This is a genomic window from Enterococcus sp. AZ104 (genome assembly GCF_050546705.1).
Classification (GTDB): Bacteria; Bacillota; Bacilli; order Lactobacillales; family Enterococcaceae; genus Enterococcus; species Enterococcus faecalis.
The window spans coordinates 1,424,197-1,445,081 of the sequence record NZ_CP172952.1 but is presented as its reverse complement, the minus strand read 5'-3'; the positions used below and the strand labels follow the sequence as shown (position 1 = coordinate 1,445,081).

25 protein-coding genes are annotated in these 20,885 nt (G+C 37.5%); 19 read left to right on the top strand and 6 right to left on the bottom strand.

What is annotated here, in order from left to right:
• Positions 1-26: 26 nt before the first annotated feature.
• Positions 27-1,802 carry a two-component system histidine kinase PnpS gene (pnpS, locus tag IGJ37_RS07015; RefSeq protein WP_252671088.1) on the bottom strand — a complete coding sequence of 592 codons (1,776 nt, stop codon included), beginning with the start codon at positions 1,800-1,802 and terminating at the stop codon, positions 27-29.
• Positions 1,799-2,509 (bottom strand): response regulator transcription factor, encoded by a 711-nt coding sequence (locus IGJ37_RS07010; protein ID WP_116593112.1) that lies wholly within the window; start codon positions 2,507-2,509, stop codon positions 1,799-1,801. Before IGJ37_RS07010 ends, pnpS begins: the two co-directional genes overlap by 4 nt.
• Positions 2,510-2,671: 162 nt before the next feature.
• On the opposite strand from IGJ37_RS07010, the gene IGJ37_RS07005 reads away from it, so the two are divergent.
• From IGJ37_RS07005 to ffh, 3 genes are all read left to right on the top strand, one after another.
• Complete coding sequence (locus IGJ37_RS07005) at positions 2,672-3,136, top strand: DUF523 domain-containing protein (protein WP_430598883.1); 465 nt, start codon at positions 2,672-2,674, stop codon at positions 3,134-3,136.
• Positions 3,137-3,219: 83 nt separating this feature from the next.
• Positions 3,220-3,558, top strand: a complete 339-nt coding sequence (locus tag IGJ37_RS07000; RefSeq protein WP_002357429.1) for a putative DNA-binding protein — start codon at positions 3,220-3,222, stop codon at positions 3,556-3,558.
• A gap of 4 nt (positions 3,559-3,562) precedes the next feature.
• Positions 3,563-4,981 carry a signal recognition particle protein gene (gene ffh / locus IGJ37_RS06995; protein ID WP_002409459.1) on the top strand — a complete coding sequence of 473 codons (1,419 nt, stop codon included), beginning with the start codon at positions 3,563-3,565 and terminating at the stop codon, positions 4,979-4,981.
• A gap of 74 nt (positions 4,982-5,055) precedes the next feature.
• Here the strand turns inward: ffh and IGJ37_RS06990 are convergent, their stop codons facing one another.
• On the bottom strand, positions 5,056-5,811 hold the full coding sequence (locus tag IGJ37_RS06990) for a MerR family transcriptional regulator (RefSeq protein ID WP_002377293.1): 756 nt from the start codon (positions 5,809-5,811) through the stop codon (positions 5,056-5,058).
• A 117-nt stretch (positions 5,812-5,928) separates the two neighbouring features.
• Positions 5,929-6,483, bottom strand: a complete 555-nt coding sequence (locus IGJ37_RS06985; protein WP_002357432.1) for an NADPH-dependent FMN reductase — start codon at positions 6,481-6,483, stop codon at positions 5,929-5,931.
• 141 nt (positions 6,484-6,624) lie between these two features.
• Between IGJ37_RS06985 and IGJ37_RS06980 the strand changes: the two genes are divergently transcribed.
• The 9 genes from IGJ37_RS06980 to IGJ37_RS06940 all read left to right on the top strand — a co-directional run bounded on the left by IGJ37_RS06980 (position 6,625) and on the right by IGJ37_RS06940 (position 14,205).
• Positions 6,625-7,428 (top strand): GNAT family N-acetyltransferase, encoded by an 804-nt coding sequence (locus tag IGJ37_RS06980; RefSeq protein ID WP_164548164.1) that lies wholly within the window; start codon positions 6,625-6,627, stop codon positions 7,426-7,428.
• A 146-nt stretch (positions 7,429-7,574) separates the two neighbouring features.
• Complete coding sequence (rpsP, locus tag IGJ37_RS06975) at positions 7,575-7,850, top strand: 30S ribosomal protein S16 (protein WP_002357434.1); 276 nt, start codon at positions 7,575-7,577, stop codon at positions 7,848-7,850.
• Between the two features lie 11 nt (positions 7,851-7,861).
• A complete protein-coding gene (locus IGJ37_RS06970; RefSeq protein WP_002357435.1) occupies positions 7,862-8,107 on the top strand; it encodes a KH domain-containing protein in 246 nt (81 codons plus the stop codon).
• 120 nt (positions 8,108-8,227) lie between these two features.
• Positions 8,228-8,794 (top strand): hypothetical protein, encoded by a 567-nt coding sequence (locus IGJ37_RS06965; protein WP_002357436.1) that lies wholly within the window; start codon positions 8,228-8,230, stop codon positions 8,792-8,794.
• Between the two features lie 214 nt (positions 8,795-9,008).
• The gene (gene rnz / locus IGJ37_RS06960) at positions 9,009-9,950 is read left to right on the top strand and encodes a ribonuclease Z (protein ID WP_002357437.1); all 942 of its coding nucleotides are present in this window, start codon (positions 9,009-9,011) and stop codon (positions 9,948-9,950) included.
• Entirely contained in the window at positions 9,951-10,739 is a 789-nt protein-coding gene (locus tag IGJ37_RS06955) for an SDR family NAD(P)-dependent oxidoreductase (RefSeq protein ID WP_002357438.1), read from the top strand.
• Between the two features lie 16 nt (positions 10,740-10,755).
• Complete coding sequence (locus tag IGJ37_RS06950; RefSeq protein ID WP_002357439.1) at positions 10,756-11,223, top strand: LapA family protein; 468 nt, start codon at positions 10,756-10,758, stop codon at positions 11,221-11,223.
• Positions 11,224-11,377: 154 nt separating this feature from the next.
• Entirely contained in the window at positions 11,378-13,690 is a 2,313-nt protein-coding gene (recJ, locus tag IGJ37_RS06945; RefSeq protein ID WP_325814832.1) for a single-stranded-DNA-specific exonuclease RecJ, read from the top strand.
• A gap of 2 nt (positions 13,691-13,692) precedes the next feature.
• Positions 13,693-14,205 (top strand): adenine phosphoribosyltransferase, encoded by a 513-nt coding sequence (locus IGJ37_RS06940; protein WP_002357441.1) that lies wholly within the window; start codon positions 13,693-13,695, stop codon positions 14,203-14,205.
• Between the two features lie 106 nt (positions 14,206-14,311).
• Here IGJ37_RS06940 and IGJ37_RS06935 read toward each other — a convergent pair whose 3' ends face one another.
• Positions 14,312-14,509, bottom strand: a complete 198-nt coding sequence (locus IGJ37_RS06935; protein WP_002360203.1) for a hypothetical protein — start codon at positions 14,507-14,509, stop codon at positions 14,312-14,314.
• A 193-nt stretch (positions 14,510-14,702) separates the two neighbouring features.
• Positions 14,703-15,356, bottom strand: a complete 654-nt coding sequence (gene trhA / locus IGJ37_RS06930) for a PAQR family membrane homeostasis protein TrhA (RefSeq protein WP_002357443.1) — start codon at positions 15,354-15,356, stop codon at positions 14,703-14,705.
• A 131-nt stretch (positions 15,357-15,487) separates the two neighbouring features.
• Between trhA and IGJ37_RS06925 the strand changes: the two genes are divergently transcribed.
• The 7 genes from IGJ37_RS06925 (at position 15,488) to lepB (ending at position 20,838) form a co-directional block, all read left to right on the top strand.
• Positions 15,488-16,330, top strand: coding sequence for a DegV family protein (locus IGJ37_RS06925; protein WP_002357444.1), 843 nt, complete (start codon positions 15,488-15,490; stop codon positions 16,328-16,330).
• A gap of 103 nt (positions 16,331-16,433) precedes the next feature.
• Positions 16,434-17,333 carry an SGNH/GDSL hydrolase family protein gene (locus IGJ37_RS06920; RefSeq protein ID WP_002365717.1) on the top strand — a complete coding sequence of 300 codons (900 nt, stop codon included), beginning with the start codon at positions 16,434-16,436 and terminating at the stop codon, positions 17,331-17,333.
• The gene (locus IGJ37_RS06915) at positions 17,326-17,979 is read left to right on the top strand and encodes a YpmS family protein (protein ID WP_325814831.1); all 654 of its coding nucleotides are present in this window, start codon (positions 17,326-17,328) and stop codon (positions 17,977-17,979) included. Before IGJ37_RS06920 ends, IGJ37_RS06915 begins: the two co-directional genes overlap by 8 nt.
• A gap of 16 nt (positions 17,980-17,995) precedes the next feature.
• Positions 17,996-18,511, top strand: a complete 516-nt coding sequence (gene msrA / locus IGJ37_RS06910) for a peptide-methionine (S)-S-oxide reductase MsrA (RefSeq protein WP_002357448.1) — start codon at positions 17,996-17,998, stop codon at positions 18,509-18,511.
• A gap of 5 nt (positions 18,512-18,516) precedes the next feature.
• The gene (locus IGJ37_RS06905; protein WP_101732185.1) at positions 18,517-18,735 is read left to right on the top strand and encodes a YozE family protein; all 219 of its coding nucleotides are present in this window, start codon (positions 18,517-18,519) and stop codon (positions 18,733-18,735) included.
• 87 nt (positions 18,736-18,822) lie between these two features.
• On the top strand, positions 18,823-20,265 hold the full coding sequence (locus IGJ37_RS06900) for a S41 family peptidase (RefSeq protein WP_050590288.1): 1,443 nt from the start codon (positions 18,823-18,825) through the stop codon (positions 20,263-20,265).
• An 18-nt stretch (positions 20,266-20,283) separates the two neighbouring features.
• Positions 20,284-20,838, top strand: a complete 555-nt coding sequence (gene lepB / locus IGJ37_RS06895) for a signal peptidase I (RefSeq protein WP_002382369.1) — start codon at positions 20,284-20,286, stop codon at positions 20,836-20,838.
• Positions 20,839-20,885 lie beyond the last annotated feature (47 nt).

Genomic DNA, 20,885 nt, shown 5'->3' with positions numbered 1-20,885 from the left:
CAATAAACAGGATTGGCTGAGTTTTTTTAGGCTTCTTTTTTTGTTAAAGGTAAGGTGATTGTAAAAGTGGTCCCTAAGCCTAAGTGGCTATCAATGGCGATTTTACCGCCTAATAATTCTGTGTAATTTTGGACAATAGCTAGACCTAGACCGGTGCCACCAGAATGACGGCTACGTGCTTTATCGACACGATAGAACCGTTCAAAGATCCGTTCTTGGTCTTTTTGACTAATGCCAATGCCAGTATCTTGAACAGATAAACGTAATTGCTGATTTTCAATAGCATAAGAAATAGTAATCTGTCCATTTTCTTGGGAATACTGAATGGCATTTTCAATTAGATTCTTCACGATTGGATAAAACAATTCGTATTTGGTGAAAAACTGGCTCTCTGGCAGACCATGAACGACTGTTTTCAGCTGTTTTGCTGCCAATTGTTGTTGATAAGAACCGAGAATTTCTGTAATAAATTTTTCTAAAGTAATTTCTTGTTCTGCATAAGGAATTGTCGCGCTGCCCCGAGAAAGTTCTAAAATTTCTTGAATTAATTGTTGCAGACGCTGGGCATCTTTTTGCATGATGTGCAAAAATTGATCAAGGACTTCCGGATCTTCTTTGGCGCCATCTATGAGTGTCTCGGTAAAGCCCAAAAGAGAAGTGACAGGCGTTTTTAATTCATGAGACACGTTTGATACAAAATCTTTTTGCATTTTTTCTAGTTGGCGAACGCGCGTTAAATCATAGGCAATTCCTAACACTTGATAATCATTGGCGCTTTGATCATCCAAGTAACGAAGAGAAAGATCTAATCGTAAAGGTGTTGGTCCTTGTGTCACAGTGATTTCTTGATGTAAACTGTTTTTTTCAGCGACGACTTGATGGATTAAATGAATCAAATCGGCGTCTTGAATCACTTCGAGATAATTGCTTTGCATATTTTTAGCAGAGAGTCCTAACATTTCCTGCATTTTAGGGTTCAACAGACGAAGCCGTCCTTGCGTATCAATGATAAAGACACCAATCATCAACTCATCTAAAAGTTCGTGAAATTGCTCATCCGCAGACGTATACGCTTTATACGTTTGACTTACTTGTTGACTCAGTAGGTTAATAGTTTCGTAAAGTTCATTCCATTCAGAAGATTGCTGGATAATGGATCGATTTTCATCTGGATGTTTAAGCATTCGTTTCAGAATCGGTAAGACAGTCACTAGCGGTTGATTTTTTTGCCGTAACAATAAAAAGATAAACAAGGTAATTAGTAGGAACAAGATGCCAAATGTTAAGATAATATAGCGACGAAAAGATTGAATATTTTTAGAAAATAGCGCGGTTTGTTCCGAAATCCGAATAATGCCAACGATTTCTCCTGATTTTAAAACAGGCGTGGCAACGTACAGAAGTTCTTTATTTAACGTTTTACTCTTTCGTAAAGCTGAACCATAGGCAGCTCCTGATAGAACCGCAGCGATTTCAGGTCGTTTTTTGTGCGACTCTAGCGGTTCATTTTGGCTGCTGTCAAAAAAGACGGTACCATTTTTTTGCAACAAAGTTACCCGTTCTTCTGCATCATCTAACGCATGGGTGACAAGGAGTTGTTGTTGGTTTGTCAGTTGCCCTTTTTCGAAAATGGAAGGGGGCAACTGGTCTGTTAAAAGGGTATTTTTTCTTCTTAAATAGGTTTCTTGCTGAGCAACCATTTCTTTTTGAAAGAAAAAATTAGTCGCTGCAATACTCCCGACAAATAATAAAAGCATGACTGCCGCAACTAAAAAATATTCAATCCGCAGTCTCTTTTTCATCGTTTTGGCTCCTGAAAACGGTAGCCAAAGCCACGGACAGTTACTAAGTAAACGGGCCGTTTGGGATCGGGCTCGATTTTATCACGTAAATGACTAATGTGGACATCGACGATGCGACTTTGTCCAGCGAAGTCATATTGCCAAATTCGTTCCAACAAGGTTTCCCGATTAATGACCCGATCTTTGCGTTTCATGAAGTAAACGAGTAATTCAAATTCTTTCGGTGTTAGCTCAATGGGCTGATTGCGCACAAAGACTTCATAATTTTGTTCATCTACACGAATCTCGCCAATCACAAGCGGAGCTTTAGGTGTGTCCTCTTGAAGCGGTTCGGTCGTGGTAGGTTTTGAACGACGAAAAATAGCTTTCATGCGTGCTAGGACTTCTCTGGGACTAAAAGGTTTTGTTAAATAATCATCTGCCCCAATTTCTAAGCCGATGATTTTATCTACTTGTTCATCTTTGGCAGTTAAAATCAAAATAGGCGTGTCAATTTTTTCTCGACGAAGTGCTTTGGTAATTTCTAAGCCATCCATACCAGGAAGCATTACATCTAAAATTATAAAATCATATTGATTAGACAAAGCTAATTCGAAGCCGTTTTTACCATCTTCGGAAGTAGTCACCTGATAGCCTTCTTTTTCCAAATTAAAGGTTAACAAAGTTAAAATCGATGGTTCATCATCGACGACAAGAACTTTTTTCATTTACATAACTCCTTCAAGAAATTTCTGAAAATAAGTGTATATTTCACTATTGTTAGTTTAACATATTTTTAGAGGAAGAACGTACTTTAAAGTAAGCGAGAATGCTACTTTTGAGAAAAGTCAACTCATGGTATAATAGAGAAATGAAATGAGGAGAAGCGAATGATTGGTATTAGTAGTTGCTTAGGTGGGATTTGTTGCCGTTACGATGGAAAATCTCAAGAACAAGAAGCGTTAAAACAACTTGTAACTAATGGAAAAGCAATAATGATTTGTCCCGAAGTTTTAGGGGAGTTGCCTATTCCACGTCCGCCAGCAGAAATCATTGGCGGGGATGGCTTTGATGTTTGGGCGAATACTGCTTATGTATATACGGATAACGGGGAAGATGTGACTGAGGCATTTAAAGCAGGGGCACAACGCGCGTATCAAAAATTAAATGCCCTACAAATTACAACCTTGATTTTGAAAGAAAAAAGTCCCAGCTGTGGCAGCCAGCTGATTTATGATGGACAATTTTCTGGCATTAAAAAAGCTGGAGTTGGAGTCGCAACTGCTTATTTTATTCAACAAGGAATGACCGTTTATTCTGAAGAAACATGGCAACTTGCGGACATTTCTTTTTAAAAGGTAAAAACTTAGTAAAAAAAGATTGACTATTCCCTATGAAATCGGTAACCTATAAGGGATTGAAGATGGGAGCACGGCTCATGGAAATGGAAAAAACAAACCGCATGAATGCGTTATTTGAATTTTATTCGACATTATTAACGGAAAAGCAGATGAATTATATGGAGCTTTACTATGCTGATGACTTTTCTTTAGGAGAAATTGCGGAAGAATATGAGGTTAGTCGCCAAGCGGTTTATGATAACATTAAACGAACCGAAAAAATTTTAGAAGAATACGAAAAAAAGTTACATCTTTATTCAAACTATGTTGTACGGAAAGAATATCTTGAACAACTACAGCAGTATGTTCAAGAAACTTATCCCAAAGATAGTGAAATCAAAAAATATATTGAACAAATTCAAGAAATAGAGGAATGAAACTATGGCTTTTGAGAGTTTAACAAACCGCCTACAACAGGCAATGAGTAAAATCCGTCGTAAGGGAAAAGTTTCCGAAGCCGACGTAAAAGAAATGATGCGAGAAATCCGTTTGGCTTTATTAGAAGCCGACGTTAATTTACAAGTGGTCAAAGATTTCACAAAACGCGTCAGAGAACGGGCAGTAGGAGTCGAAGTATTAGAAAGCTTATCACCAGCCCAACAAATTGTAAAAATTGTTGATGAAGAATTAACGAAAACGTTAGGTTCAGAAACGGTTGAATTGAATAAATCTTCAAAAATCCCAACAGTGATTATGATGACAGGGTTACAAGGGGCTGGTAAAACAACTTTTACTGGTAAATTAGCCAAACACTTAATGAAAACTGAAAACGCTCGTCCGCTTTTAATCGCTGGTGACGTTTATCGTCCAGCAGCGATTGATCAGTTGAAGGTTTTAGGTCAACAATTAGAAGTTCCCGTTTTTGATATGGGAACAGATGCTAATCCAGTGGAAATTGTTCGTCAAGGGTTAGCATTAGCAAAAGAAAAGAAAAATGATTATGTCTTAATTGATACGGCCGGCCGTTTACACATTGACGAAGCTTTAATGGACGAATTGAAACAAATTAAAGAGTTGGCTAATCCCAATGAAATTCTGTTAGTTGTTGATGCGATGACGGGGCAAGATGCTGTCAACGTTGCAGATAGTTTTAATGAACAGCTTGGAATTACTGGGGTTGTTATTACCAAAATGGACGGCGATACTCGTGGGGGGGCTGCGCTGTCAATTCGGGCAGTAACGGGCGCTCCGATTAAATTTGTCGGTTCTGGTGAAAAATTAACTGATTTAGAAATTTTCCATCCCGATCGTATGTCGAGTCGTATCCTAGGTATGGGGGACATGTTGACGCTAATTGAAAAAGCGCAACAAGATTACGATGAGAAAAAAGCAGAAGAACTTGCTCAAAAAATGAAAGAAAACAGTTTTGACTTTAACGATTTTATTGAGCAATTGGATCAAGTTATGGGCATGGGACCGATTGAAGACTTATTAAAAATGATCCCTGGAATGAGTAACATGCCTGGTATTGAAAATGTCAAAGTCGATCCAAAAGATGTGGCACGGAAACGGGCGATGGTCTTATCAATGACCCCTGCAGAACGTGAAAATCCTGATCTATTAAATCCTAGTCGCCGCCGCAGAATTGCAGCTGGTTCAGGAAATAGTGTGGTTGAAGTCAATCGTATGATTAAACAATTTAAAGAATCCAAAAAAATGATGCAACAAATGTCCAAAGGGGATATGAACATTCCTGGTATGGATCAAATGCTAGGTGGCGGCGTTAAAGGCAAGCTAGGTAAAATGGCCATGAATCGTATGATGAAGAAAAACAAAAAGAAGAAAAAGAAAAAAAGATAAACAGGCTTTAGTTAATTATTGGAAGAAACAGAAAGTGCGCCATCAGTCGAAGAGACTGATGGCGCACTTTCTGTTTAAGCGTAGTTTTGGATAATTGCGTTTAACGCTTCGGCAAAACCAGCGCCGTGTTGTTCATAATATGACGTAAATCGTTCATCGCCAACATACATAAGGCCTAACCCTTTGTGTGCTTCTGGCGAATAGCTTGACCAAGAGTACATTAACCAATCTTTGTGTAATTGGAAAATTTCTTGCGCAAGTTGACTAGTCAACTTGGGTGATTTTTGATACATGGCTAACTTAGAAAATAAATCTTTTTCCACGTTCTGCATTGCTTGCATGTCTTTTTCCGTCAAGTTTAAATATTTTTTGTTGGCTTGTTCAATCGTTTCGTTGCCATATTTTTCCCGAATCTCTTTACCATATTTTTCTTCGTTTTCTTGAACTCGTTGTTGTTTGAATGCTTCGAATTTTTGCTGATCTGACATGTTTATCTCTCCTTTGTAATGGTGTAAGGTTTGTTGAACAGAGGCTAAAAGACGATCAATTTCATTGCGCTTTTCCAATAGTTTTTGTTGATGCTCGTATAAAGCCTGTTCAACATTAAAGTCAGGTTGCTCCAAAATTTCTTTAATTTCATCTAGTTTCAGATCCAATTCACGGTAAAAAAGAATTTGTTGCAAACGATTCACCTCGGCTTGCCCGTAAATTCGATAACCAGAAGAATTAATTCTGGCTGGTTGAAGAAGACCAATTTCATCATAATATCGTAACGTCCGTGCACTGACGCCAGATAGTGAAGCCATTTTTTTAATTGTATATTCCATCATTCATTCCTCCTGACAAAATCTATCATAAACCTTTACGTAACGAGAGGGTCAAGCAAAAAAATAAAAAAAGTGAGACAACCTGTAAAAAGTTGCCTCACTTTTTCTCGATTGATTCAATTAGGCAGTTAAGCGATTAAAGAAATCCACGTAAGCATCTACAATTGATTGTAAGAAGCCAACAGTGCCATCAATAATTTTACCATCTTCACCAATTAAGTTCGTAATACCGCCAATATAGGCTTCAGGTTGTTGTAAAGTTGGAACATTTAAGAAGACTAATGATTGTCTTAAATGATGGTTCGCACCAAATCCGCTAATTGCACCTGGTGAAACACTCACCACAAGTCCTGGTTTTTTATCCCAAACGCTTTCGCCATACGGACGTGAACCGACATCCAATGCATTTTTTAAAACAGCTGGTACTGAACGGTTATATTCTGGTGTTACAAACATCACACCATCTACTTGTTTCACTTCTTCACGGAATGTTGTCCAAGCTTCGGTGGGGGTTCCTTCATCATCCAAATCTTGATTGTATAATTCTAAATCACCAATGTTAATAAAAACAGGTTCGAAATCAGCTGGAAATAAGTCCGCCATTGTTTTTGCTACCAATTTGTTAAATGAATCTTTTCTTAAACTCCCTACAAAAATACCAATTTTTTTTGTCATGTAAATCCCTCCATTTTTCTTTTACTTACTTTATGATAGTACTTTTTCAAAAAAAGCGCAAACGTTTTATCCTTGTACATTGTTGAACTTCGTAACTTCACGTATAATAGCTAGTAAAAGGATGAGTAAAGGAGCAACTGCTTGAATAAAAAAATAAATTGGCGCCGACAGTTAACACAGTTGGAGAAACAAACATTGACTGAATTAAAAAACAAGGAAATGATTAAACAAGGAACTTTTTATAAATTGGAACAAACATTTCCTGAGGAATCAGCTTATACTTATTATGGTTTATACAGGAAGGAACAAACCATTCAAGCATATATCGTAGGGTATTGTTTTGATGGGGAAACCTTGGAAGCGACGATTGTTGCGCCAAATGTAGGACCATTTTTTGAAGAACTTGTTCAAGAACTCGAAAAGCAAGCAGCTTTGTGGGGAATGAAAGAAGTCTTTCTCGTGATGGACGACAAGCAATCTGTTGGCCTGAATTATTTTAATAGACAAGGAATTGTGCCAGCTTTTTCAGAACAGTATCTGGTTTTTCAAAGAGAAACTTACTCACAGGCGTTGGCGAAGCTGACACTTCTCCGACCACAAGTGGCTGATTTGGATTCCTTGGCTAGGTTACTCGAAGGTACGCCTTTGCCGGAGGACCTTCAACGAACACTTATTTATAAAGAAAACAATCAACTTTTAGCCACGCTACGTTTGGATCATTTTGAAAACGAATGGGGGATTTATGGCTTTGTTGTGACAAAAACGCAACGAGGTCGCGGTCTTGGCCGTCAAGTGTTACAGTCTGCGCTCCGAATGATTTTAGAAAAGTCAGCCTCAGCGACTATTTTTTTAGAAGTTGAAACAGAAAATCAAGCAGCGCTTCATCTCTATCAAACAGAAGGCTTTCAAGTGAGAAACCAGTACAACTATTATCAAATTTTGTAAAAATTCTTCATTATTTCGTTTGTTTTCCTGCAAATTGGCTAAAAAAATTGAAAAAAAGTAAAGGTGTCAAGAAAAAACTCTTTACAGGTTGTTGTTAATCTGTTAAACTAACTCTTGTGATTAAGTTAATGGAGGTGTATTTAATAATGGCAGTTAAAATTCGTTTAAAACGTATGGGTTCTAAAAAGAGTCCTTTTTACCGTATTGTAGTAGCTGATTCTCGTTCTCCTCGTGATGGACGTTTCATCGAAACTGTAGGTACTTACAACCCTTTGAAAGACCCTGCAGAAGTAGTTTTAAAAGAAGATTTAGTTTTAGATTGGTTATCTAAAGGTGCGCAACCTTCTGATACAGTTCGTAACATCCTTTCAAAAGAAGGCGTTATGAAAAAACATCATGAAGCTAAAAACGTTAAGAAATAAGGTGATTGAATATGGCAGATGTGAAAGAGTTAATTTTAACTATTGTCCGTCCGTTAGTCAGTCAACCTGAAGCAGTCTCATTAGAAATTGAGGAATCAACTGATTTCCTCGAGTATAATTTGACTGTGGCCAAAGAAGATATTGGACGTATCATTGGTAAACAAGGGCGTGTTGCAAAAGCAATTCGGACAATTGTTTATAGTGTACGTATCGATGGTCCGAAAAAGGTCCGTTTAAATATTCTTGATGGTAAATAAGCATTAACAAGGAGGTAGCCCAGCTATCTTCTTTTTTTATACATAACCAAAAAGTTTTCATTGCTAGAGACAGGCCTTTCTTGCTAAAATAGATGTATCCAGAATAAAGGAGCGATTTGTATGGCAAAACGAATTATCATTATGAACTTTGATATTGAAAGTAAATCGTACCAAGCATTTTCCGAAATAAAAAAGATGCAGGCAGAAAGACAGCTTAAAGGTGAGCAAATGGCGGTTGTTACGCATGTTAATGATGGCCAGCATCAATTTAAAATCAATGATTTTATCGATTTTACAGGCAACAATCATACATCAAAAGATAGCATGATTGGGATGCTAGTAGGCATATTAGGTGGTCCTCTGGGCATTCTTTTTGGCTGGTTTGCTGGAAGTATGTATGGTGCAAGCAAAGATGCCAAAGAAATTCAAGAAGCACAAACGGTTTTTGAACATGTGATTCAAAAGATTGATGAAGGACAAACGGGATTATTATTAATTGCAGAAGAAGAAGACAACCGTCCGCTCAACCAATTGGTTATGTTTGACTTAGGTGGCGAAATCACGCGGCTTGATTTAGAGGAAGTCCAACAAGAAATTAACGATGCGAACGAAGTTGCAAATGAAGCGAAACAATCGTGGCAAGCAAAAAAAGAACAACATAAAGAAGCGACATCGAAAGAAGAATAAGGAGCAAAGACTGTTTTCTGAATAAAGGGAAACAGTCTTTTAAAATACTAAGAAATCACGGTTTTTTATGGTAGTTTGCTAATTTTTTGTTATTTTATCGTAAAATGCGGTAAACTAAGAAGAAAACTTTGAGAAAATAGATAAATTATTATTTGCTAAAGGAGCAAACTTCTTCTAAAATAAAAAGGAAGTTTAAAAGAAAGTATGGTAGCAGATGGAAATACAATTTTTAGGAACAGGCGCTGGTGTGCCAGCAAAACATCGCAATGTCACAGGGATTGCGTTGAAATTATTAGATGAACGAAATGCAGTTTGGCTCTTCGATTGTGGTGAAGGGACTCAATTGCAAATTTTAAAAAGTAGTATTCGCCCAAGAAAAATTGAAAAGATTTTTATTACACATTTACATGGGGATCATATTTTTGGTTTACCTGGTTTGTTAAGTAGTCGTTCTTTTCAGGGCGGGACAGAACCTTTAGAAATCTATGGACCAGTTGGGATTGCTGATTTTGTCAAGACTTCTTTACGGGTCTCGCAATCGCGGTTGTCCTATCCACTGAAATTTATTGAATTAACGAAAGAAAATGACGTTATTTTTAAAGATAAACAATTCACTGTTCGCTGTAATATCTTGGACCATGGCATCACGAGCTTTGGCTATCGAATTGAGGAAGCAGCGCATGAAGGAGAATTACAAGTAGAGAAACTTCAAGCTTTAGGGATTCCTTCTGGGCCATTGTATGGCAAACTCAAACGTGGTGAAACGATTGTTTTTGATGGACAGGAAATTAATGGACAAGCGTTTGTGGGAGAGCGTAAACCTGGACGAATCGTGACGATTTTAGGAGACACTCGCAAAACTAAAAATAGTGTAACCTTAGCACAACGAGCGGATGTTTTAGTCCATGAAAGTACGTTTAATAAACACGAAGCAAAAATGGCAAAAGCCTACTTCCACTCAACCAGTCAACAAGCAGCTGAAGTTGCAAAAGAAGCGCAAGTAAAACAACTTATCTTAACGCATATTAGTGCCCGTTATTTAACCAAAGAGGCCTATCAGCTTCAAGAAGAAGCCCAAGAAATTTTCCCCAATACAAAAATCGTAAAAGATATGGATATCATTGAGATTCCATTTGCCAATGAAGGAGGAGCTTAGATGGATTTAACAAATAAAGTCGTTGTCGTAACTGGAGGTTCAGCTGGTTTAGGTGAACAAATTTGTTATGAAGCAGCTAAACAAGGGGCGGTCGTCGTTGTCTGCGCCCGCAGAATTAATTTGATTGGTAAAGTTCGCGAGCAGTGTGCTGTTTTAAGCGGACGAGAAGCATTTTCTTATCAATTAGATATTGCCGATCCAGAAAGTGTTGAACGTGTGGTTGAAGCTATTTCAGCAGAAGTTGGTCCTATAGATGTTTTAGTCAACAATGCTGGTTTTGGCTTGTTTGAAAATTTTGTTGAAATTGACTTGGCTGTTGCACGCCAAATGTTTGATGTCAACGTTCTAGGAATGATGACGTTTACTCAAAAAGTAGCTATTAAAATGATTGAAGCTGGGCAAGGACATATTATCAACGTTGCTTCAATGGCTGGGAAGATGGCTACAGCTAAATCAACCGTTTATTCTGCAACGAAATTTGCTGTGTTAGGTTTTTCAAATGCTTTACGTTTAGAATTGAAACCGTTGGGTGTAGCAGTAACGACTGTCAATCCAGGACCAATCCAAACAGAATTCTTTGATAAAGCGGACCCGACAGGCACATATCTAGCTGCGGTGGATAAAATTGTTTTGGACCCTACGAAATTAGCGAAAGAAGTGGTTGGGAGTATGGGGACTTCTCGACGTGAGATTAATCGTCCATTTGTCATGGAAGCGGCTGCCCGCTTTTATACATTGTTTCCACATTTAGGAGATTTCATAGCGGGAAATATTTTAAATAAAAAATAAAGGAGTCGATCAAGTCATGAAAAATCAATGGCGTGTTATTTTGGGCCTTGTGTTGGTCTTAATTGTTGTTATTTTTGCTGTTTTAAATAATCAAGCTGTTCCAGTAAACTTTGGTTTTACTAAAATTAGTGGACCGTTAATCTTAATTATTTTAGGTTCTGCAATTATTGGCGCACTAGTTGGATTACTAACCTCCACAACCACCATTTGGAACCAACGTAAGGAATTAAAAGCTGTACAAAAAGAGTTGGATATTTATAAAAATGATATGGATAAATTAGTCAAAGAAGAAACGGAAAAAGTTCAACGTTCTTTTGATAATCAATTGGCTGATTTGCAAGCCAAACAAGCGGCAGCACCACAAGTCGCAGAACCAGTGGTCAACGAACAAACATCAAACACAGAAGTAGACGCAACGCCTGTGTCAGGTAGTCGTATTGATCGTTATGTGAAACCTCGTGTGAATGAAGAGGAACAAAAATAAGGAAGAGACTTTATCGCTAAGTTTCTTTTAAAATAAAACTGTGATATCTGCTATTTATCTAACAGATATCACAGTTTTTTTCTCAGATTTCAAAAAATGCTTTCTTTAGTTTTTGGAAAAATTTTGCTATAATTACTTGGTTAGGAGTGACGTCGTGAAAAAATCAAACTATCAATGGCAGTTACAGACAAAGACAGAATTACCTGTAGAATTTATAGAACAATTAAAAAAAGAAGAAATTAATCCATTAATTGGCCAACTTTTATGGCACCGCAATATCCGGACAGAAGAAGCATTACGTAAGTTTCTACATCCGGCTATCGAAGATATTTATGATCCGTTCTTAATGCATGATATGGAGAAAACGGTAGCCCGCATCCAGCAAGCCGTCGAAGCGGGTGAACAAATCCTTGTCTATGGGGATTATGATGCAGATGGCATCACTAGTACCACGGTTATGAAAGAAGCAATCGAATTAGTCGGTGGCATGGTTCAGTACTTTCTACCGAATCGTTTTCTTCATGGCTATGGGCCTAATAAAGACGTATTTGCTGAACAAATTGAACAAGGAGTCCAATTAATTGTAACCGTTGATAATGGTGTAGCCGGCCATGAAGCAATTAGCTACGCTATGGCTCAAGGGGTAGATGTAATCGTTACTGACCATCATGAATTGCCTGAACAATTACCAGAAGCCTATGCGATTGTCCACCCTAGACATCCACAAGGAGCCTATCCTTTTGGAGATTTAGCTGGTGTTGGCGTGGCTTTCAAAGTCGCTACTGCGTTACTTGGTGAATTGCCAATTGAGTTATTAGATTTGGTAGCAATTGGGACGATTGCTGACTTGGTTTCATTAACCGATGAAAATAGAACGTTTGTCAAAATGGGCCTTCAAATGATTCAAACTGGTGATCGAATTGGTTTAGACGTTTTGCTACAAGAAGCGGGTGTGAAAAAGGAAGCTGTTTCAGAAGAATCAATTGGCTTTACCATTGGACCTCGTTTAAACGCATTAGGTCGATTAGGGGAAGCCGCACCAGGTGTTGAATTAATGACTACATTTGATGAAGAGCAAGCGCTGGAAATCGCTAAATATATTGATCAACAAAACAATGAACGAAAAGACATTGTAACGACGATTGCCAAAGAAGCCCTGGATTTAATCGACCCGAATGCGCCGGTCCATATTTTAGCGAAACAAGGCTGGCATGAAGGCGTCTTAGGGATTGTCGCGGGCCGCATTATGCAAGAAACGGGGAAACCAACCATTATTTTAGCAATAGATGAATCTGGTACGACCGCTAAAGGCTCTGGACGTAGCATTAGCGCATTGAATCTCTATGAGGCGTTGAACGAAGTGCGTGAGCAATTCACTCATTTTGGTGGGCATCATATGGCAGCGGGAATGACTTTACCTGTTGAAAATATTCCTTTTGTTCAAGAACATTTGGCACACTTTATTGAAAAAAATCAAATTGATATGGCTAATGGACAAGAGTTGCTCATTAGTGAGAGCTTAGCGGTTTCGCAGGCAACGACTACTTTTATTGATCAATTGCGTATTTTGGCGCCTTTTGGGACTGATAATACTGTGCCAACTTTTGTATTTAAGGAAATCACGCCTACGCAAATTCGGCAAATTGGTGCAGATAATGCACATCTGAAATTTCAAATGAATCAAGAAGGGGCACAATTGGATGCAATTGCTTTTCAAATGGGGCCTCAAGCGGATGAACTAGCACAAGGAACCGCCGATGTGGCAGGCCAACTTTCCATCAATGAATGGAATGGTCGTAAGAAACCACAATTAATGGTGACTGATTTTGCTGTATTGGGAAGACAATTATTTGATTTTCGTGGCAAAAATAATCAAACGAAACCAATTCCTTCAGAAGCAACAGCTTATCTTTTGTTTGATGAAAAAAATCAAAAATTCATTTCAGATCCAACCGCTAATATTATTGTTTGGTCAAACCAAGAAGAATTGGTGGAAGTTGTTTCTCAAAATAAAATCGAACAACTGGTTTTTGTCGACTGTCCTGTGGAAGCAATCACGGTTAAAGAAATTGTTGAAGCGACTGAGATACAACGTATATACATGATGTTTATTTCACCAGAAGAAGCTTATTTAAACGGTATGGCTTCACGTGAACAATTTGCAACATTGTATAAATTTATTTTGCAGCAAAAAGAAGTAAATCTACGTTCCCAGCTATCGAAGGTGGCAAATTACTTAAATATCCAAGAAAAATTATTAATTTTCATGATACAGGTGTTTTTTGACTTAGGATTTGTTACAATAGAAAGCGGTGTTTTAAACAGTATTGAGAAACCCGACAATCGACCATTGACTGAAAGTCAAGTGTACCAACAACGATTGAAAAAAATAAAAACAGAAGAATTTCTACTTTACAGTGATTGTCAAACAATACAACAATGGCTGTGGAATGAGGAGGACAAATAAAAATGGATTTAAGAGATTACATTGCAAGCATTCCAGATTATCCTGAGAAAGGGATCGTGTTCCGTGACATTTCTCCATTAATGGCTAATGGGGATGCCTATCGTGAAGCAACGAAACAAATCGTGGATTACGCGAAAGAAAAAAGAATTGATATGGTTGTAGGACCGGAAGCTCGTGGCTTTATTGTCGGCTGTCCAGTGGCTTATGAACTAGGGGTTGGCTTTGCTCCGGTTCGTAAAAAAGGAAAACTTCCTCGCGAAACCATCGAAGTGACTTATGACTTAGAATATGGTTCAGATACATTAACGTTGCACAAAGATGCCATCACACCAGGCCAACGTGTTTTGATTTGTGATGACTTGCTAGCAACTGGTGGTACAATTAAAGCAACCATCGAATTAGTCGAACAATTAGGTGGTATTGTGGTTGGTTGTGCGTTCCTAATTGAATTAATGGATTTACATGGCCGCGATAAAATTGATGGCTACGATATTGTTACCTTAATGGAATACTAATCTAATTTAATTAGAAAGAGCGAAGGAATTTAATCCTTCGCTCTTTCTTTGACATAGTTATAAAAACGGAGCGTAGCTTGGGGGGAACACACCGTTTTATTATTTATTAAGGGAACTTACGATAAACGTATCTTGCTTGCTGTTGTTTACGTGTACGTGTATAACGCTTCTCATCCCATGACATAAACCAAAGAATAAATAACGGCGTCACGATCATAAAAGCAAGACGTAATCCTAATGTTCCCAAAAAAATACCTATAACCAATACAAAAAATAAAAATCCAACACGACGAATTGCTTCCATGTGTATCACCTCTTCATTTGATTCGAACGAGTGTTCGTATTGTTATTATACGAATGTATGTTCGTTTTGTAAAGTCTTTTCTACTAATTTATGTTAAAATAATTCGAAAAGAAGAATAATCCTTTATAATAAAGAGATTTAGGGCAATAAAAGAACACGATGCTCAAAGCATCGTGTTCTTATTGTGCTGTGATTACGTATAAAAGAGAACAGAAAAATACATGAGGATCGCTGCAAGCATGACGAACAAATGCCAAACCACATGCATAAACCGCACATTTTTCAATGAATAGAAGGCTGCACCTAATGTGTAAGACACACCCCCTGCGACCAATAACGCTGTTCCTGTAAACCCAAGAGATTCATATAACGGACGAGCAGCGATGATACAGAGCCAACCTAAAACAATATAAATAATCGTTGAAATGTTTTTCACTGTTTCTTGTTTATGCAACGTGAGGGATTTATAGACAATACCGACGATGGCGATTAACCAGACTAAACTAAATAAGGTCCAACCTAACCAACCGCCAATACTAATTAAGCAAAACGGCGTATAGCTGCCAGCAATCAATAAGAAAATAGAACTATGATCGAAGACCTGAAAGACCTTTTTGGCTCTTGTAAAAATTAAACTATGAAATAACGTTGAAGATAAAAAAAGTAGAATCAACATGGAGCCATAAATAGCATAAGATACCACGTGAATCGGTGAGCCTAAACGAGCTCCTTTAACAAGTAAAATGACTAAGCCAGCAATACTTAAACCTGCGCCTATGCCATGTGTAACTGCATTCAAGACTTCGTTCACGATTAGGTATTTTTTTGAGAAATGCGTTTTTTCCAATAAATTCACTTCCTTTATTTTAATTTGATGAAAAATTCGGCAGTGTCTGTTATACTATAACTAGATAATTAACCGTTTAATGGTATTCTACCATGAAAACAGGTTCCTTTTAAAGAAAGAGTGATAAATTTATGACAAACGTTAAAATCGTAACGGATTCTTCATGTACGATGGAAAAAAGTCTTAGAGATGAATTAAATATCCATATGATGCCTTTATCAATTATGGTTGATGGCGTTGTTTATCCAGATGATGATCATTTGCCAGGCGAAAAATTTATGGACATGATGGCTAATGCGAAGGCCTTACCCAAAACGAGTCAACCACCAATTGGTGAATTTGTAGAATTATATGATCGCTTAGGTGAAGATGGCAGTGAAGTAATTTCGATTCACATGACAAAAGGCTTAAGTGGAACGGTTGAAGCGGCCCGTCAAGCTAGCAACTTATCATCAAGTAAAGTAACGGTGATTGATAGCGATTTTACAGACCAAGGTTTGTCTTTCCAAGTCATTCAAGCAGCAAAATTGGCACAAGCGGGAGCGGGTGTTCCAGAAATTTTAGCTGAAATTGAACGCGTCAAACAAAATACCAAATTATACATTGGCATTTCAACATTGGATAATTTGGTTAAAGGTGGACGAATCAGCCGTACAACAGGATTATTATCAAACATTTTTAATATGAAAGTTGTCATGGACTTTGAAAATACGGAATTGATTCCTGTAGCGAAAGGCCGAGGCGTTAAAACGTTTAATAAATGGTTTGACGAATTGAAATCAGAATTAAGTAAGATTCCAAATGTTCGACAAATTGGCATTTCTCATGCGGATGGGCTAGAACTAGCAAATGGATTCAAAGAAGGATTACAAGCAATCTTTAAAGACATGGATATTCCCGTATTACATACGAATCCAGTCATTGCAACCCATACAGGAAAAAATGCCTTTGCTATTATGTACTATACAGACTAAGAAATAACGAGGTTGGGTCTCACTCTTAAATGAGTAGACGCAACCTCTTTCTAACAAGAAAAGGAAAATTTCTTGTTGGTTTATTTAAAAGGAAGTGACGAAGATGAAAAAACAAACACAGCATATTTTGCTGACCGTCTTAACACCTATCCTCATTGCGCTAGGTGTTTTTACATTGTTAAGTGTGGCCATCCCCAAAGCAAAGCCACTATTAAAGCAAGAGAAAGTGGCCACAACTGCTCAAAAAAATCAAAAAGAAGTCATTCATTATACAGCAATCGGTGATTCTTTAACTGAAGGAATTGGCGATTTGACGAATAGTGGAGGTTTTGTTCCCATTGTGGCAGATGATTTAAAAGAACACTACAACTTGAACGGTGTTCAAACAGACAATTTTGGGAAAAATGGGGATCGTAGTGACCAAATTTTAAAACGAATCAAAGAAAAACCTGAAATTCAAAAGGGCCTTGCCTCTGCGGACGTGATTACGCTAACGGTTGGTGGAAATGACTTAATGAAAGTAATTAGTAGTAATATTTTCGACTTGAAAGTCAGCTCGTTCAATCGTCCACAAAAAGCCTATCAACGCCGAGTAAGACGATTACTTGAAGAAATCCGAGAATACAACGAGAAAGCCCCTATTTATGTCTTAGGAATTTACAATCCCTTCTACTTAAACTTTTCCGAAATTACAGAAATGCAAGAAATCGTTGATAACTGGAATCAAGCAACCGAAGAAATGGTTCAAGAGCAAAAACGAGCCTATTTCATTCCTATCAATGATTTACTCTATAAAGGTCGTGGCGATGAAGTTGGCGTAACTGGTGGTGACTCAGAAACTACAGGAAGTAGTGCTAGCAAAGAGGATTTAAACAATTTGTTATATGAAGAAGATCGCTTCCATCCGAATAATCTTGGCTACCAAATTATGGCCGGAGCTGTCCGGGATGAAATGGTCAAGACAGAGAAAGAATGGATAACCAAATCAGAAGGTAGTGAATAAAATGAATGAAGAAAAGCAAAAAACAAGTAAATCAATTAAAAAGACACAACCAACCAATCTTAAACGAAATCCCTGGAAAATCGCTTTTCTTGTTCTAGTGGGTTTAGTCATTGGTAGTGTAGCTTTCGTGACATTTCGAGCAACACAAGTTCGCGAACCAGATTTAAAGAAAATACCAGCAATTGTTGAAAAAGAAGGCGAGCCAGTGGTCACCATTCAGTCAAAAAAACAACAAGTGAACAAACTGATTGACTTTTATTTAGCCGACTTTCAAAAAGGCTCGGAGATCAAATATAAATTTTATTTAGAAAATGATGCTTTATTAAATGGAACATTTCAGGTGTTAGGGCATGACATTCCTTTTTACTTATATTTTGATCCTTACGTGATGGCGAATGGCAATGTACAATTAAAAGCAAAAAGTTTATCTATAGGAACGTTAGGCTTGCCAATTAAAGAAGTATTGAAATTTGCTAAACGTTCTTACAAACTACCTAAATGGGTTGAAATCAATCCAGATGATCAAACTGTTTTATTACGTTTAGATCAGTTTAGAATGCAAAATGGTCTATTTGTTCGAGCAGAAAAGATTAATTTAGTTGACGATGACATTCGGATGAATATATACTTGCCAAAAGAGAAATAAAAAAGGAGTGTTAGAGATGGAAGAAAAAGCAATTTTTGCAGGCGGCTGTTTCTGGTGTATGGTGCAGCCTTTTGATACACAACCAGGGATTATCTCAGTTGTTTCGGGTTATACAGGTGGGCATGTGCCTAATCCAACATATGAACAGGTTCTAACACACACAACAGGCCATACGGAAGCAGTAGAAATCACTTTTGATCCAGCGATTATTTCTTACGAACAATTAGTGGATATTTATTGGCAACAAACGGATCCTACTGATGCTTTCGGTCAGTTTCAAGACCGCGGCGATAATTATCGGCCAGTTATTTTTTATCGTTCTCAAGAACAAAAAGAAATTGCTGAGAAAAGTAAAGAACGTCTAGCTAATAGCGGTCGTTTTACAGAACCAATTGTTACTACCATCGAACCAGCAGCACCATTTTATCCTGCTGAAGAATACCATCAAGACTTTTATAAAAAAGACGCTTTGCGTTATGGATTGTCCCATCAACGTAGAAGTGAATTTATCGAAGAAAAATGGAGTGATTAATTTACATGAGACGAAGCTTTTACCATTACTTAATGACATTAAAAGGTCCGGCTAAAGATCCTGAAACTGATTTTGCCAATGAAGCGTCCAAAGATATTCAGTTTCCAAAACAAACCGAGGATTATCATGAACTTTCTTCTTATTTAGAAATGAATGCTGACTATTTAAGCAACATGGACATCTTTGATGAGTTATGGGAAAAGTACCTTGAAAACAATAAATAAATCCAGAGGAAAAGCAAACAAAGCTTTTCCTCTTTTTTCATTCATGTTATAGTAAACAAAAGTAGTGACGAATTTGTTAGAAATGAGATGAAATCTATGAAGAACAAACGAACTGTTCCTTTTTATCAATATATTATTTCGCTCCTCTGTGTCGCATTTTTAGCTGGAGGAAGTAGTTATATTTATTTTGATCATCGTGTTAAAAAGATGAGTCAAGAAGGGGCAATTACCAATGCTGATTTAAGCAAAGTGCAGGATTTATATAATGAAATTAGTACCAATTATGTAGGTGAAGTAGATAAAAATGAATTAGTTGAAGGCGCCTTAAAAGGCATGTCTGAAGCCATTGGAGACCCATACTCAACTTATCTAAATGAATCTGCTGCCAATGATTTAAACGAAAGCTTATCTGGTGATTTTGAAGGAATTGGTGCCACTATGACAATGAAAGATGGCGAACCAGTTGTAGCAGAGGCCCCTGTAGCAGATTCCCCAGCTGAAAAAGCGGGAATCAAAGAAGGCGATATTATTGAAAAGGTTGATGGTACAGCTACAAAAGGGATGAAACTAGCAGAAGTCGTCTCAAAAGTCCGAGGTAAAAAAGGAACTTCCGTTGAATTGACTATCCAAAGAGAGGGAGAAACTAAAAATATCTCAATCAAACGTGGGAAAATTCCCGTTAAAACAGTGACTGGTGAGTTAGACAAAAAAGATGCACAAATTGGCTCGATTAAAATTACGTCCTTTGGTAAAAAAACATATCAAGAATTGAAAGAAACAATCACGAATTTACGAGACAAAGGAGCTAAATCCTTTGTAATTGATGTACGCCAAAATCCTGGTGGACTGCTAGATCAAGCAGAGCGAATGGCCAGTATGTTTTTAAAAAATGGCGAAACAATTGTTCAATTTGAAGACAAAAAAGGACGTACGATGAAAGAAGTTGCTTCCAAAGAATTAGACGGCGGCTTTAAAGTAAAAGAACCTGTTGCAGTTATCATTGATGGCAATAGTGCCAGTGCATCCGAAATTTTTGCTGCAGCACTGCATGAATCTGCGAATGTCCCATTAATTGGAACGAAAACATTTGGCAAAGGAACGGTCCAAACGGTGAAAGATTTAAATGACCAAACCGAAATAAAATTGACTGTTTTAAAATGGTTAACACCAAAAGGTGAATGGATCAACGAAAAAGGAATTGAACCAACCATCAAAGCTGATTACCCCGAGTATGCCTATTTAAAATTGATTCCTCGCGATAAAACGCTAAAAGAAGGAGATCAATCTGAAGATATTCAGAACTTAAATGCTATTTTAGCTGTATTAGCGTATCCTGTTGATGAAAACAATGCAAACTACACCGCAGAAACAAAAGCAGCGGTTAGCGATCTTCAACAGAAAAATGGCTTGCCTGTAACTGGAGAAATCGACAATGAAACAGCCACAAAAATTGAAGCCACTTTAGGTAAATTAATTCTTGAAAATGACGCTGCCTACGATACAGCAGTCAAAGAAATTCAAAAAAACTAGAAAAAAGGTGGCACGAAGTTGAAGAAGAAACGTGATTATGTTGGGTATTTAATGTACTTTCTGAAAATCTTAGTACCAGCAATCGTAGCCGTTTTTATTTTAAGAGGATTTTTCCTGATTCCTGTTCGGGTGGATGGCCATTCCATGCAAAAAACCTTGAATCAAGGAGATATGATTGTGATGGAAAAATTCTCCGCCATTAAACGGTTTGATGTGGTGGTCTTTAAAACAGACACAGGATCGATTCTGATTAAACGTGTGATTGGTTTACCAGGAGAAGCTGTGCGTTACGAAAACGATCAGTTATATGTCAATAATCAGCCAATCGCTGAACCGTATTTAACTAAAAACAGAAAAAAAGATCATGAAACGATGCCTTACACTACGAATTTTGATTCAAAAGAATTGTTAATGCAAGAAAAATTACCTAAAGATAGCTATTTTGTGCTTGGTGATAATCGCCGTATGTCTAAAGACAGTCGTTCTTTTGGTGCAATACATGCAGATCAAATCTTAGGGAAAGCACAATTTGTTTATTACCCACTCACTCATATGAAGATCATTCCTAAATAAGTAAGACCACTAGTTCGTTTATTTAAATAACGACTAGTGGTCTTTTC